13 protein-coding genes are annotated in these 15075 nt (G+C 66.5%); 1 reads left to right on the forward strand and 12 read right to left on the reverse strand.

The genetic code is table 11. From position 1 onward, the window contains the following. Window positions 1–23: 23 nt before the first annotated feature. The 11 genes from WKR98_RS20090 to rpsU form a co-directional block, all read right to left on the reverse strand. Window positions 24–1019, reverse strand: coding sequence for an ABC transporter ATP-binding protein (locus WKR98_RS20090; RefSeq protein ID WP_341434516.1), 996 nt, complete (start codon window positions 1017–1019; stop codon window positions 24–26). Beyond that, a complete protein-coding gene (locus tag WKR98_RS20095; protein WP_341434517.1) occupies window positions 1016–2035 on the reverse strand; it encodes an ABC transporter ATP-binding protein in 1020 nt (339 codons plus the stop codon). Before WKR98_RS20095 ends, WKR98_RS20090 begins: the two co-directional genes overlap by 4 nt. Beyond that, window positions 2028–2891 (reverse strand): ABC transporter permease, encoded by an 864-nt coding sequence (locus WKR98_RS20100; protein WP_445936148.1) that lies wholly within the window; start codon window positions 2889–2891, stop codon window positions 2028–2030. Before WKR98_RS20100 ends, WKR98_RS20095 begins: the two co-directional genes overlap by 8 nt. A 56-nt stretch (window positions 2892–2947) precedes the next feature. Further along, window positions 2948–3889, reverse strand: a complete 942-nt coding sequence (locus WKR98_RS20105) for an ABC transporter permease (protein WP_124690565.1) — start codon at window positions 3887–3889, stop codon at window positions 2948–2950. Next, window positions 3883–5292: an amidase gene (locus WKR98_RS20110; RefSeq protein WP_124690566.1), complete on the reverse strand. Its 1410-nt coding sequence runs from the start codon at window positions 5290–5292 to the stop codon at window positions 3883–3885. The genes WKR98_RS20105 and WKR98_RS20110 overlap by 7 nt, the downstream gene beginning before the upstream one ends. A 7-nt stretch (window positions 5293–5299) precedes the next feature. Next, window positions 5300–5839, reverse strand: coding sequence for a cupin domain-containing protein (locus WKR98_RS20115; protein ID WP_202865554.1), 540 nt, complete (start codon window positions 5837–5839; stop codon window positions 5300–5302). A 35-nt stretch (window positions 5840–5874) separates the two neighbouring features. After that, window positions 5875–7452, reverse strand: coding sequence for an ABC transporter substrate-binding protein (locus WKR98_RS20120; RefSeq protein WP_161567884.1), 1578 nt, complete (start codon window positions 7450–7452; stop codon window positions 5875–5877). Window positions 7453–7621: 169 nt separating this feature from the next. Further along, window positions 7622–9985: an RNA polymerase sigma factor RpoD gene (gene rpoD, locus WKR98_RS20125; protein ID WP_238160118.1), complete on the reverse strand. Its 2364-nt coding sequence runs from the start codon at window positions 9983–9985 to the stop codon at window positions 7622–7624. A 191-nt stretch (window positions 9986–10176) separates the two neighbouring features. After that, the gene (gene dnaG / locus WKR98_RS20130) at window positions 10177–12192 is read right to left on the reverse strand and encodes a DNA primase (RefSeq protein WP_124690568.1); all 2016 of its coding nucleotides are present in this window, start codon (window positions 12190–12192) and stop codon (window positions 10177–10179) included. 37 nt (window positions 12193–12229) lie between these two features. After that, window positions 12230–12691, reverse strand: coding sequence for a GatB/YqeY domain-containing protein (locus WKR98_RS20135; protein ID WP_124690569.1), 462 nt, complete (start codon window positions 12689–12691; stop codon window positions 12230–12232). A 167-nt stretch (window positions 12692–12858) separates the two neighbouring features. Further along, complete coding sequence (gene rpsU / locus WKR98_RS20140; RefSeq protein ID WP_087782307.1) at window positions 12859–13071, reverse strand: 30S ribosomal protein S21; 213 nt, start codon at window positions 13069–13071, stop codon at window positions 12859–12861. 147 nt (window positions 13072–13218) lie between these two features. On the opposite strand from rpsU, the gene tsaD reads away from it, so the two are divergent. Further along, on the forward strand, window positions 13219–14247 hold the full coding sequence (tsaD, locus tag WKR98_RS20145) for a tRNA (adenosine(37)-N6)-threonylcarbamoyltransferase complex transferase subunit TsaD (protein WP_341434519.1): 1029 nt from the start codon (window positions 13219–13221) through the stop codon (window positions 14245–14247). A gap of 195 nt (window positions 14248–14442) precedes the next feature. Here the strand turns inward: tsaD and plsY are convergent, their stop codons facing one another. Next, complete coding sequence (gene plsY, locus WKR98_RS20150; RefSeq protein ID WP_124690571.1) at window positions 14443–15075, reverse strand: glycerol-3-phosphate 1-O-acyltransferase PlsY; 633 nt, start codon at window positions 15073–15075, stop codon at window positions 14443–14445.

Below are 15075 nucleotides of genomic sequence, written 5' to 3' on the forward strand. Positions count from 1 at the left end.
GGGCGAGGCGGGAACATGATGGATCATCGCTCGGGCGCTCCGTTCGTGTCGTTCAAGTGGCAGGCCGATGCATGCCCGTCCCCATGGGACACCAAGGGCGGTTCTTCGACCTTGCAGCGGTCCATCGCGGACGGGCATCTGGCGTGGAAGCGGCAGCCCGGCGGAGGATGGACCGGACTGGGAACGTCGCCGGCCAGGATGATGCGCCGGCTCCCGGCACCGCGGGCCTTCATCGACGGCACCGACGACAGCAGGGCCTTCGTATAGGGATGCCGGGTCTGGAAGAACACCTCCTGGCGCGTGCCGATCTCCACGATCTTGCCCAGGTACATCACCGCCACGCGGTGAGTCATGTGGGCGACGATGCCGAGGTCGTGGCTGATGAACAGCAGGGCCAGCCCGAGCTCCCGCTGCAGGTCCTGCAGCAGGTTGATGATCTGGGCCTTGACCGACACATCCAGCGCCGACACGGCCTCGTCGCACACGATAAGCTTCGGCTCGGCCGACAGGGCCCGGGCGATGCCGATACGCTGGCGCTGCCCTCCGCTGAACTCGTGCGGCCACCGGCCGATGGCATCGCGCGGCAAGCCGACCTGCTCCAGGATGTCCCCGACCTTGCGGTCGACCTGCGGCCTGGAAAGATCCGGCCGGAAATTGCGCAGGGGCTCGGCCACGATATCCCGGACCTTCATCCTGGGGTTCAGCGACGAAAAGGGATCCTGGAACACCACCTGCAATGTCTTGCGGACGGGACGAAACGCCTCGGGCGACAGCCGGTCTATCCTCGTTCCGTCGAGTTCAATGCGGCCGTCCGTGATGGGGAACAGCCCCAGGATGGACCGCCCGACCGACGACTTGCCGCAGCCGCTCTCGCCGACGAGCGACAGAGTCTCGCCATGCCCGATGCTGAATGACACATCGTCCACGGCACGTAGCTGCCGGGGACGCGCCCCGGGAAACCGGGACCCGATCGCGTAGTATTTTTTCAGACCCGTGACGTTCAACAGCGGCGCGTTCATGAGCAGGCTCCTTCTTCCGCTTCGACCCGATGGCAAGCCACGCGATGCCCCGGCGACTTGATCTGCAAGGCCGGGACCACCGCCCGGCACAGATCCGTGGCCAAGGCGCACCGGCCCGCGAACGCACAGCCTTCGATGCGCTCCTTGATGCTGGGCACGGTTCCCGGGATCTCCGCCAGCCGGCCGCCCGCCGCGCACGCCCGGGCGTCCAGCGTAGGCACTGCGCCCAGCAGGCCGCGCGTATAAGGATGCAGCGGATCCTGGAACACCTGCGCGACGGGCGCTTCCTCGACCACCCGTCCCGCATACATCACCAGCACGCGCTGCGCCACCTCCCACACCACTCCGAGATCGTGCGTGATGAGCACCACGGCCGCGCCGGTCCTGCGCGTCAGGTCCTTGACCAGGTCGAGGATCTGCGCCTGGATCGTCACGTCCAGCGCGGTCGTCGGTTCGTCGGCGATCAGGAGCCTCGGCTCGCACGCCAGGGCCATCGCGATCATGACCCGCTGGCACATGCCGCCCGACAGTTCGTGGGGGTATTGCCGGACACGGCGCCGCGGCTCGGGAATACCGACCAGCTCCAGCATCGCCACCGCCCTGTCCTGCGCCGCCCGGCCGCGCAGTCCCGCGTGCAGCGCCAATGCCTCGCCAATCTGCTGGCCCACGGTCAGCACCGGATTCAGGCTGGACATCGGATCCTGGAAGATCATGCTGAGGGCGTTTCCGCGGATGGTCCGCATCTCCTCCTCCGTCAGCCCCATCAGGTCCCTGCCCAACAGCCGGACCTTGCCGGCCACGCGCGTCGTGCGGGCGGGCAGCAGCCGCATGATGGACATGGCGGTCACCGACTTGCCGCTACCGCTTTCTCCCACGATGGCCACGGTTTCTCCCTCGGCCACCTGGAAGCTGATGCCGTTCACGGCGCGGCCGATGCCGTCGCGGGCAAGGAACTGCGTCTGCAGGTCCTCGACCTCCAGCAAGGGGGCGGCGGCGACGCTCGCGTCCTCATACATGTTCGTTCATCCTCGGATCCAGGAGATCCCTGACGCCATCGCCCAGCATGTTCATCGCCAGAACGGTCACGCTGAGAAACAAGGCGGGAAAGAAAACGATGTACGGCTTGACCTGCCAGATGCTCCGGCCTTCGGCCATGATGTTCCCCCATGACGGGATGTTGGACGGCGTGCCGGCGCCCAGGAACGACAGCGCGGCTTCGATGAGGATGGCGCTGGCGCAGATGAAGGTTGCCTGCACGATCAGCGGCCCCATGACGTTGGGCAGGATGTGCCGGACCATGATCGTCGGCGCCCGGGTTCCCGAGGCGATGGCGGCCTCGACGAAGGGTTGCTCCCGCAGCGAGATCACGATTCCGCGCACCACTCTCGCGACACGGGGAATCTCGGTCACGGTAATGGCCAGGATCACGTTGCCGATGCTGGCCCGCGTCAGCGCCATCAGCGCGATCGCCAGGAGGATGGGCGGAATCGACATCATGCCGTCCATCACCCGCATCACGATGTTGTCCGCCCAGCGGACGTAGCCGGATACCAGGCCGATCGCCAGGCCGATCAGACAGGAAAGCAGCGCCACCGCGAAGCCGACGACCAGGGACACCCGGGCGCCGAACAGCACGCGCGAATACAGGTCCCGGCCCAGGATGTCGGTCCCGAACCAGAAGCGGGCCGAGGGCTCCATCTTGCGCAGCGCCGGCGCGACGGAGGCAGGATCCCGCGCCGCCAGCCAGGGAGCGAAGACGGCGACCAGAATCATCAGCAGGAGCAGAAGGCCGCCTATTACCATGGTCGGATGGCGGCGGACGAATCCGAAAACGCCCCCGGCGGAACGCGTCTCGGGAAACAGGTCCGGCAGCGGCCTGGCCGCGGGCGGAGCAAGCTCCGCGGAAAACGTCGTGGTTGCATGGGCATTCACAGTCGCACCCTCGGGTCGATCAGGATGTAGACGAGGTCGATCAGCAGATTGACCATCACGTAGGTAAACGAGAACAGCAGCACCACACCCTGGATGACGGGATAGTCGCGGCGCAGGATGGCATCGGCGGTCAGCCGGCCCAGGCCGGGAATGGCGAATACGCTCTCGGTCACGACCGCGCCGCTGACCAGCAATGCCATGCCTATGCCGATGACGGTGACGATGGGCAGGGCGGCATTCTTCAATGCATGGACATAGAGAATGCGAACCCGGCCGACCCCCTTGGCGCGCGCGGTGCGGATGTAGCCTTGTTGCAGGACGTCCAGCAGCGCGGCGCGCGTCGTGCGCGCGATGATGGCGACATAGACGCCGCTGAGCGCGAACGAAGGCAGCAGCACGCTGCGCAGCCAGGGGCCCAGCCCCTCCGAGAATGCCCGGTATCCCTGCACCGGCAGGATCCCCAGTTGCAGCCCGAACACGTAGGCCAGCACATAACCCAGGACGAACACCGGCACGGAGAATCCGAACACGGCTCCTGTCATGACCAGGCGGTCGATCCAGGAATCGGCCCTGGCCGCGGCGGCGATCCCCAGCGGCACCCCCGCGCTGGTGGCGATGACCAGCGTCACGGCCATCAGGGACACGGTCGGCTCCATCCGTTCCAGCAGCAGCGTGCCCACCGGCAGATTGGTGAAGATCGACGTCCCCAGCGCGCCGTGCAGAAGCTGCCAGACCCAGGTGGCGAAGCGGATGGGAAACGGCTCGTCCAGCCCCAGGGACACGCGGATACGGTCCAGCTCCTCCTGGCTGGCATGGTCGCCGGCGATCAGCAATGCCGGATCACCCGGCGCCAGGTACATCAGGCTGAACACCAGCAGCGCGACCACACCCATGACGGGCAGGGTCGACAGGATCCGGCGGACGATGAAACCTAGCATGGCGCATCCTCCAGGTTCGCGATGCATCCCGACAGGCCCAGGTCCTGCTCCAGCGCCCGGGACAGCATGAACAGGCGCTGCTCGGCATCCCACGGCCCCACGAGTTGCAGCCCCACGGGCAGCCGCAGCCCTGCCCCGGTGAATCCCACGGGCGTGGAAAGCGCGGGATGGCCCGTCAGATTGAACGGATGCAGCGCCGCCGCCCATTGCGGATACGCCCCCGGATACTCCGGGTCGACGGTGTCGAGACGGGGGGCCGCGACGGTCGTCGTAGGCATGGCCAATACGTCGAAACGTTCGAAGATGGCCTGCACCGACCGAAAAAGCGCGGTGCGCCGGTCACAGGCGGCCAGGAATTCGATGGCCGACCAGCTACGGCCCTGTGCGATACCCGCGCGCAGCGTGGGCGTCATCCTGTCCGGCGCGGCATCGAAAAGGGCCCCATACCGCCCGGCGCGATGCGTGCTGGCAAGCGTCGCATACAAGGGATAGAGGCCATCGAAACAGGCCTCGCGCAAGCTTTCGACGCTCGCCCCGCGATCCGAAAGACGGGACACGGCGGCCGACGTGATCCGCAGCACCTCCGGATCGGTTCGATATTCCCCGAAGTGCTCGATCCAGCCTATCCGCATGCCGCGGATCCCGCCGGACCACGCGGGTGGCGCCCCGCGGGTCGAGAATGGATCGGCGGCAGAGGGTCCCTGCATCACCGACAGCAGCAGCGCCGCGTCCTGCGTGGTGCGTGCCATGGGGCCGATGTAGGCAAAGTTTCCGAAGCCGTCGGGCACCGCCTCGATCGGCACGCGCCCCAGGGTCGGCTTCATGCCGACCACGCCATTCCACGCGGACGGACAGCGGATGGACCCCCCGCCATCGGTGGCGATCGCCAGCGGCCCCATGCCCGCGGCCAAGGCCGCTCCGGCCCCGCCGCTCGACCCTCCCGGCGTATGGTCCAGGTTCCAGGGATTGCGCGTCACCCCGGTCGCCAGGCTCTCGGTCAACATCTTGTGCGCGAACTCGGGCAGGGTCGTCTTGCCGATCAGGATCGCGCCCGCGGCCCGCACCCGCTCGACCGCCACGGCATCCTTCCGGGGTATGGCCGGCGCCACGGCAATGGATCCGTTGCCCAGCGGCACGCCCGCCACCGCGACGTTGTCCTTGACCGTCACGGGCACTCCGTGCAGTGGACCGAGCGCCTCGCCCGCCATCACCCGCCGCTCGGCCTCGCGGGCCGCGCGTTGCGCCTCTTCCCGCAAGACCAGCGCAAACGCATTGATCCGTGGATTGACCCGATCGATGCGGTCGAGCACCGCGCCGGTGATCTCGACCGGCGAAATCTGGCGCGCGGCGACAAGAGCCGCCAGGCGCGTCGCGGACAACCCGCAAAGTTCGTCCTGTCGCATGGCCGGCTCAGCCTCCCTCGCTCAAGGAACGGGCCGTGATCTTGCCCCGCTCGTCCAGGCCGAAGCCCTGCCGGCGCGCCGCATCCATCACTTCGTCGGTCCACTCGACGTTGCCCGGGTCATCGCCGCCGATAATGACCAGCAGCAGGGCCTGGCCGGAGCTCTCGTTGCGGAATCCGCGCAGCACGCCGACCGGCAGCGAGATGACGTCGTACTGGTCGAGAAAGATCTCGTGCTCGCCCTGGTCTCCCCATTGCACCGAGAACCGGCCATTCAGGGGCATGAACACCTCCACCGTCCGGTGCTTGTGCAGCGCGCTGCCCTTCCCCGGTTCGACCCGGACGATGGACAGATGGAAGCCCTCGACATCCGTGATCGGCGGAACGATGGCGCCGTCCTCGGCCACGCCCTGGCCGATGATGCTCAGGAGTTCGCGCTGGAACTCGGGCCTCGCCGCATCGATCAGCGGCATGGTGCTGGACTGGAGTTCGCGGAAGACGGCCACCCTCTTTCGCATTTCCTCGGGACTTACCTGACGACTCTGCATGGACCTCTCCTAGGGAATGAACCTTCCGGCCACGCTCACCGCTTCTCGACGTTCCAGTAGGGCTGGACGTAGGCGGACAGCAGGCCGGCGATGTTGGGCCGATAGGCGCTGACGACATCCCACTGCCCCACCGGCACGTAGGGCAGGAATTGCCACATGTGCTCCTGCAGGGCTTCGAACGCTTCCTGTTGCTCGGCGGGAGTCAAGGCACGCAGGACACGCTGGCGCAGGCGCTCGCCGGCCTCGTCGCAGGGAAAACCGGGCCAGTTGTGTCCGCCGCAGGACATGTCGAGCGCGGCATTCGTCAGCGGGTGAAACCAGATGCTGCCCGTGGCGTTGTATGGAAACAGGTGATAGCCGCCCTTGCCCGGAGGCTGGCCCTTGGCCCGGACGCGCTGCAAGAGCGTGGGAAGATCGGTCACCTGGAGATCAACCTTGACGCCGGCCTCCTTCAGGCGCTGGGCCAGCACTTGCGCGACGGCCATGTTCGGACCGGCTGGAAGGCTCAGCAGCACGATCGTCTCCCCCTTGTATCCCGCCTCGGCCAGCAGGCTCCTGGCCCGCTGCACGTTCGGCTTGAGAAACGGCTTGGATCCCGCCTCCGTGCCGAAGGCGGTGCCGCAGACGCTGAACGAATGGCACGGCTTCCAGTCCGCGTCTCCCGCCACGGCGGGCATGATTTCATCCTGATCGACCAACAGCGCCAGCGCCTGCCGCGCCCTGACGTCGTTGAACGGCGGAAGCTGGAAATTGGGGCGCACGAACTCGACGAAGGGAAGTCCGTTGGGACTGAGCCTGAGCCCCCGCTGCTTCAAGAACGCGATCTGGTCCGGATCCGCCTCGGCCCACAGATCGGCCTCGCCCGCCGCCAGGGCGTTCGACGCCGTCGTCGCGTCCGGCATGATGATCCAGCGGACCTGATCGACCTTGACGATCCTGGCCCCCGCCAGGCCGTCGGCCGGCTCGCTGCGGGACAGGTAGGCGGCATTGCGCGCGAACACCACCCGGCTGCCTTCCACCCTCTCGGTATCGACGTACTTGAACGGCCCCGAACCGACCACGGGAAGCGGCATGGGCGTGTTGTAGGGGCGCGCCGCGTCCTTCTCCCGCATGATGCCCGGAATCGGCGAGCCCGCTCCGGCCAGCAGGAACTCCACGAACCCGAACGGCTCCTTCAGGACCAGCCGGAAGTCACGATCGTTGACAGCGGTCAGCGACGCCAACCGCGACTTGAGCTGCGCGCCGATGGCCGTGTTGTCGGCCCAGCGCTTCACCGAGGCCACCACATCGCGCGCGGTTACCGGCGATCCGTCGTGGAACTTCAGGTTCGCGCGCAAGGTGTAGTCGCGCGTCAGGCCGTCACTGCTGACGGTGTACTTCTCCACCATCATCGGCTTGGCGACCAGCTTGCCATCGAGCGCGAACAGCGTATCGAAGACCATTTGCGAATAGACACGCGACACCCTGTTGCTGCCCTGGGTGGGATCCAGCTCGGTCACGTCGCCGCTGATGACGCGCAGTACTTTCCGCCCCTCCTGCGCGGGCACATCCCGCATCCCGACAGCGAGCATCGAGAAGCAAATCACGATCGCAAACAGTCTTTCGAGTTTCATGGCAACGCACCCCGCTTTGGCTTGGAATACCCGTTGGATACGCGCCCATGATACGCACATTTTCCCTTCAGTCAACCATCCGGTTGGTTGATATCGTGCGAAAAAAAATCCCTGCCAGCACTCATGCGCGGGCAGGGATTTCCCTTGGCGGACCTTGCTACAAGGCTTTTTACTGGCCTTCCAGGAAGCTCTTGAGCTTGTCGGCCCGGCTCGGATGGCGCAGCTTGCGCAACGCCTTGGCTTCTATCTGGCGGATGCGCTCGCGCGTCACGTCGAACTGCTTGCCCACCTCTTCGAGCGTCTGGTCGGTGCTCATCTCGATACCGAAACGCATGCGCAGGACCTTGGCCTCGCGCGGCGTCAGCGAATCCAGCACTTCCTTGACGACGTTGCGCATCGAACCGTGCAGCGCCGCATCCGAGGGCGCCAGCGTGGCGGTGTCCTCGATGAAATCGCCCAGGTGCGAATCGTCGTCGTCGCCGATGGGGGTCTCCATCGAGATCGGTTCCTTGGCGATCTTCAGGATCTTGCGGATCTTGTCCTCCGGCATGTCCATCTTCTGCGCCAGGGTGGCGGGATCCGGCTCGGCGCCGGTTTCCTGCAGGATCTGGCGGCTGATCCGGTTCATCTTGTTGATCGTTTCGATCATGTGCACCGGGATACGGATGGTGCGCGCCTGATCGGCGATCGAACGGGTGATGGCCTGCCGGATCCACCACGTGGCGTAGGTCGAGAACTTGTAGCCGCGCCGGTATTCGAACTTGTCCACCGCCTTCATCAGGCCGATGTTGCCTTCCTGGATCAGGTCCAGGAACTGCAGGCCGCGGTTCGTGTACTTCTTGGCGATCGAGATCACCAGGCGCAGGTTGGCCTCGGTCATCTCGCGCTTGGCCTTGCGGGCCTTGGCCTCGCCGGTGGCCATCTGCTTGTTGACGTCCTTCAGGTCCTTCAGCGGCAGCACCACGCGGGCCTGCAGGTCGATCAGCTTCTGCTGGAGTTCCTGGATGGCCGGGATCTGGCGCGACAGCGTCTCGGAATACCCGTGGCCGGCGTTGACTTCCCCAAGTACCCATTCCAGGTTGGTTTCATGCCCCGGGAAGGCCTTGATGAAGTGCGTGCGCGGCATGCCGGCACGGTCCACACAGATCTGCATGATCGCGCGTTCGAGCTTGCGGACTTCCTCGACCTGCGCGCGCAGCGTGTCGGCCAGGCGCTCGACCATCTTCGCGGTGAAGCGGATGCCCATCATTTCTTCCAGGATGGTTTCCTGGGCCGAGATGTAGGATTCCGACTTGTAGCCTTCGCGCTCGTAGGCCTGGCGCATCTTGTCGAACCAGCGCTTGACGCTGTCGAACTTCTCCAGCGACTTCACGCGCAGTTCTTCGACCTGCTTGCTGCTCATGCCGCCGGCGGGGGCGTCGTCGCCTTCTTCGTCATCGTCGTCGGACGACGAGGTGACGCCCGATCCGGCGTATTCCTCGCCGTCGTTGGGGTCGATCAGGCCGTCGACGATCTCGTCGATCTGGATCTCGGACGCGCGGACGCGGTCGGCGTTCTCCAGGATCTCGTTGATCGTGGTCGGGCACGCGGAGATCGCCATCACCATGTGCTTGAGGCCGTCCTCGATGCGCTTGGCGATCTCGATTTCCCCTTCGCGGGTCAGCAGCTCGACCGAACCCATCTCGCGCATGTACATGCGCACGGGGTCGGTGGTGCGGCCGAAGTCGGAATCGACCGTGGACAGGGCGGCTTCCGCCTCTTCCTCGGCATCGTCGTCGGACGAAGCGACCGGGGCGTTCTCGTTCAGCAGCAGGGTTTCGGCATCGGGCGCCTGGTCGTAGACCGAGATGCCCATGTCGTTGAAGGTGCTGATGATGCCGTCGATGGCCTCGGCGTCGACCAGGTCATCGGGCAGATGGTCGTTGATCTCGCCATAGGTCAGATAGCCGCGGTCCTTGCCGAGCTTGATCAGCAGCTTCAGGCGGTTGCGACGCGCTTCGTATTCCTCGGGCGTCACCGGTCCGCGGGCGATCAGGTCCTTGGGATCGGCCTTGCCGCGCTTGCCCCGGCCCTTGGGGATCTTGATCTCGGGGATCGGCTCGGCATCACCGTCGTTATCGCCCACGTCGTCGAAATCGCCACCGGAAGACTCGCCCTGCTTGGCGTCCTTGGGCGGACGGCCCGGCCGACGGCCCGCCGGCTTGGCCAGCAGCTCGGCCAGCTTCTTCTCGGCGTTCTTCTTGTCGGCGGCGGTCGCGGTCTTGGCCGCCGTCTTGGTGGCCTTCTTGGCCGCCTTGGCGGCGGGCTTGGCCTTCTCGGCGGGCTCGGCCGTCACGGCGTCGAAATCGGCATCGGCCGCCTGGGCGGCGGCTTGCGGGTCCAACAGCTTGGTGCGGGCCCTGCCAGCCGACTTGACCGTCACCCTGACGCCACTGGAGGCCGCCGTCTTGGACGCAGCCTTCTCCTTGGCCTGGTCTTGCCCTTCGGCTTTGGATTTGTTCACAGTCAGCGTCTTGCCTGTCGTTTTCGCCATGGTCGGTCAACCACTCCTAATATTTCATCCGGTGGCTGGATTGCTCCAGCCCCCAACCCGCGGGTCGGCGCGTGTGCGCCGATCTCGGCTTCCCGCGCATCCGGTAACGGCCCCTGGCAAAGATCGCGCCAAGCAAAATCCATACCAGAAAACGGGAAAAAATTCTCCCGATCTAACCTACGGTAAACCCTCTATTCTACCACTCTCGGCTTCTTCAACTCTAGGATTCTTTCAGTCAGGGCGAGGTAGCGCGCCTTGTCCTGGGCGTCTTGCAGACCCGCGGCGGCCAGTTGCTGCTGTTCAGCAATGGCGGCATGCAGGGCCACCATGCGCAGCGCATCATGCAATTCGGCGTCGGGATCCGGCAACTCTTCTTCATAGATGGTGGCCGTCGACGCCATCACAAGAGTCTGCGACAACGCGCTGCCCTCGGCAGCCTGCAACAGCGCGCCCGCGTGCTGGGCGCCCGTTTCGCGCACCAGCGCCAGCAGCGCCTTGACCGATTCGTATCCCTGGTTGGCCTCCAGCAAATGTTCGGCATCTTCGCCCAGGTGCCGGACCAGGCCGGGATGCGTCAGCAGCAGCTGAAGCAATCGCCCCGCTATCGGAGTCACCCTGGCCCGCGGGCCCGTGTAGCCCTGCGGCCGCTCGTCGCCGTAGCGACCGTCGCGGTCCCGGAAACGCCCGCTCTTGAAGCGCCCCGGCCGGAACCCGCCGCCCACGGCCGGCCCGGCGGGCCGCTCGTGAAAATCCGGGGCAGGTTCGTAGAAATGGTCGTCAGGCGGTTCGTGATCGGGCACCCAGTCCGGGGCTTCGGCACTGCCCTGCACGCCATTATTAGACTCTGAGCGCCCCGGCGCCGGGGAAGTTCCCCGCATTTGCGCCGGAGTCTGCACCAGCGGCCCGCTGGGCACGTCCTGCAACGGGACCAACTGGCCCAGTTCTTCCGTGGTCAGGCGGGTCAGTTGCGCCAATTCCCGCTGCACCTGCATGCGCAGCGCGCCGGCCGGCATGGCCTGCAGCAGCGGCTTGGCATCGTGCACACAGCGCGCCCTGCCCTCGGCCTCGTCCATCTGATGCCGCTCGGCCAGTTCGCCCAGCATGAACTGGGACAAGGGCATCGCTTCGCGCAGGGCCTTGCGGAAGCGCTCCGCGCCGAATTCGCGCACGTACGAGTCAGGATCGTGCTCGTCCGGCAGGAAAAGAAAGCGGATGGAGATGTCGTCGCGCAACAACGGCAGGCAAGCCTCCAGCGCGCGCCAGGCCGCCTTGCGGCCGGCCTTGTCGCCGTCGAAGCTGAAAATCACGCTATCGCTGGCACGCAGCAGCTTCTGCACGTGCACGGGCGTGGTGGCCGTGCCCAGCGTGGCCACGCCGCACTCGATACCGAGCTGCGCCAGCGCGACGACGTCCATGTAGCCCTCGACCACCACCACCATGCCCTCCTTGCGGATGGCCTGGCGCGCCTCCCAGAGCCCATACAGCTCGGATCCCTTCGAGAAGATGGGGGTTTCAGGTGAATTGAGGTATTTGGGCTCGCCCTTGCCGATGATGCGGCCACCGAAGCCGATCAGATGGCCGCGGGCATTCCGGATGGGAAACGTGACGCGCTCGCGGAACCGGTCGTAACGTCGGCCATCTTCGCTCAGGATGACCAGTCCGGCCTCGACCAGCAGCGGATCGTCGTAGCCGGGCAGGACCGCGGACAAGCCCTGGCGCTCGCCGCCGGCCCAGCCCAGTCCGAAACGGGCAGCGATCTCGCCGGAGACGCCGCGTCCTTTCAGGTAGGCCACGGCGGCACCCGCGCCGCGCAGCTGCTGCCGGTACCAGGTATTGGCGGTTTCCAGCACCTGGCTGTGGCGCGACACCATGGCTTCGCGCTGCTGGCGCGCGGCCCGCTGGCGGGGGCTGCGTTCCTCCTCGGGAACCGACATGCCCACCATGCCGGCCAGCGACCGCACCGCTTCGGGAAAGCCGGCGCCGGTGTGTTCCATCAGGAAGCGGATGGCCGTGCCATGAGCGCCGCAACCGAAGCAGTGATAGAACTGCTTCGTGGGACTGACCGTGAAGGACGGCGATTTTTCGCCGTGGAAGGGGCACAATCCCAGCAGGTTGGCGCCCGCCTTGCGCAACTGCACGTGCTGGCCCACGACATCGACGATGTCGACCCGGGCCAGCAGATCCTGGATGAATGATTCTGGGATCATGCGCGCGGCGCGAAAGGACAATGCATGGGCCGCCGGCTCAACCCAGGCGGGCCTTGATCAGCTTGGACACTTCGGCCATGTCCGCGCGCCCGGCCAGCTTGGGCTTGACCAGCCCCATCACCTTGCCCATGGCCGCGCCACCGGTGACGCCCTGCGCCGAAACCTCGGCCACGGCGGCAGCGACCACCGCGTCGATCTCTTCCTGGGGAGCGGCCTGCGGCAGGAACTCCTGCAGGACCGCCATTTCCGCGCGCTCCTGCTCGGCTGATTCGGTCCGGCCGGCCTGTTCGAACGAGGCGATCGACTCGCGGCGCTGCTTCACTTGCTTCTCGACGATGGCGACGATGTCGGCATCCGCCAGCTCGCGGCGCTCGTCGACTTCCTTTTGTTTGACCGCGGCCGACAGCAGCCTCAACGTTCCGAGGCGCTCGGCCGCCTTGGCGCGCATCGCGCTCTTGATTTCATCGGACAGGCGGGCTTTGAGGGTATCTGCGCTCATGGAGGGATTCCGCGATAAGAGAGAAGCCGGGCGCCACGACAGGCGCGAGCCAGGACAGAGGATAACGGCAAAAACGCCAAAAGCCGCCCGGCTGGTGCCGTAGCGGCTCTGACAACAACTTTGCGAAACTACCGGAAAGCTTCGTCGCGCCAAGGGCGCGGCAGCAATCAGTACAGGCGCTTGGGCAGCTGCTGGCTGCGGATGCGCTTGTAGTGGCGCTTGACGGCAGCGGCATGCTTGCGCTTGCGTTCGGCCGTGGGCTTTTCGTAAAACTCGCGCGAGCGCAGTTCGGTCAGCAAGCCAGTCTTTTCAATGGTGCGCTTGAAACGACGCAGGGCGACCTCAAACGGCTCATTTTCTTTAACGCGAATTGTCGGCATGTAACGATTGCCTCGGGGTTGCTAGGGGTTGATCAAGCCTGCCAATATAGCAGATCCTTTTCCATATTGCCAACCCTTCCGCAGCCCGGGTGCTACACTGCCGCTAGGGTTAACTCTGATCATAATCGCGTCCGCGCGCATTTTTCAATGATTGTCCTCGGCTTCGAAAGCTCCTGCGACGAAACCGGCGTCGCCGTCGTCAGCGCCGAACGCGGCCTGATCTCCCACGCGCTGTATTCGCAGGTCGAGATGCACCAGGCCTACGGCGGCGTGGTGCCGGAGCTGGCCTCCCGCGACCACGTGCGGCGGGTGCTGCCCCTGACGCAGCAGGCCCTGAACGATGCCGGCCTGACCCTGGACGACGTCGACGCGGTCGCCTACACCGCCGGGCCGGGCCTGGCCGGCGCGCTGCTGGTGGGCGCCAGCGTGGCGCAAGCCATCGCCTGGGCCCGCGACCTGCCCTCCATCGCCATCCATCACCTGGAAGGACACCTGCTGTCGCCGCTGCTGGCGACGCCCCGACCCGAATTCCCCTTCGTCGCGCTGCTGGTCTCCGGCGGGCACACCCAGCTCATGCGGGTGGACGGCGTGGGACGCTACGAATTGCTGGGCGAGACCCTGGACGATGCTGCCGGCGAGGCTTTCGACAAGACCGCGAAGCTGCTGGGCCTGGGCTACCCCGGCGGACCGGCACTGTCCCGGCTGGCCGAATCCGGCCGCGCCGACCGCTTCGACCTGCCCCGCCCCAAACTGCACAGCCCCGATCTGGATTTCAGCTTCAGCGGCCTGAAGACCGCCGTGCTGACCCGCATGAAGACGCTGGACGCCGACGACGCGCAAGCCCGCGCCGACCTGGCCGCGGCCACGCAGGATGCCATCGTTTCGGTACTGGTCGCCAAGGCCGCCAAGGCCCTCGAGGCCACCGGCCTGAAGCGCCTGGTCGTCGCCGGCGGCGTGGGCGCCAACCGGCTGCTGCGCGAACGCCTGGCCACCCACCTCGCGCGCCTGCGCGCCCAGGCCTTCTTTCCGCCGCTGGAACTGTGCACCGACAACGGCGCCATGATCGCCTTCGCCGGCGCCCTGCGCCTGCAAGCCGGCCTGGCCAACCCCACCGAGCGCCACATGGGCTTCACGGTCCAACCCCGGTGGCCATTGGAGCCCCCCCCTACGCGCTGACGCGCGCCCCCCAGGGGGCGATGCGGGTGGACCGGCGGAGCCGGATCCACCGCATCCTGGGTCTGCGTGGGGATATATCGATGCAGAGCACCGCGTACTTGCTTTGATCCTGGGCGCCGCGGATCCGGCTTTGCCGGTCCGCCAGCGCCGCCCCCTTGAGGGGGCGCCCGAAGGGCGTAGGGGGTGGGCTTCCCCTCAGCGCGTAGGGGGGGACCCCTTCCCTCCGAGCTTGCTTTCCTTGCCGGCCATCAGCTTGGAGATGTTCTGCCGATGGCGGTAGAGCAGCATCAGCGCCATCAGGCCGATGGCGGTGCCGATCCGGGAATCGGCGGTCCAGGCCACGCCGTGGCCGAACACGTAGTAGATGGGCGCGAAGACGGCCGCGACGATCGCCGCCAGCGACGAATAACGGAAGAACAGCGCCACGATCAGCCAGGTCGCCAGCGTGGCCACGCCCAGCCAGGGCTGCAGGCCCAGCAGCACGCCCAGCGCGGTCGCCACGCCCTTGCCGCCCTTGAACCGGAAGAACACCGGGTACAGGTGGCCCAGGAATACCGCCAGCGCCACCACCGCGATCGTGGTTTCGCCCAAGCCGAGCCGATACGCGTAGACCTGGGCCAGCCACACCGCCACCCAGCCCTTGAAGGCGTCGCCGATCAGCGTCAGGATCGCGGCGGCCTTGCTGCCCGAGCGCAGCACGTTGGTGGCGCCCGGATTGCCCGAGCCGTAGGAGCGCGGATCGTCGAGCCCCATCACCCGGCTCACGACCACGGCGAACGAAATGGAACCGATCAGATAGGCGATGACGGCGGCGGCGACGGTGATCAT

This window comes from Pigmentiphaga sp. YJ18 (genome assembly GCF_038066655.1).
Classification (GTDB): domain Bacteria; phylum Pseudomonadota; class Gammaproteobacteria; order Burkholderiales; family Burkholderiaceae_B; genus Pigmentiphaga.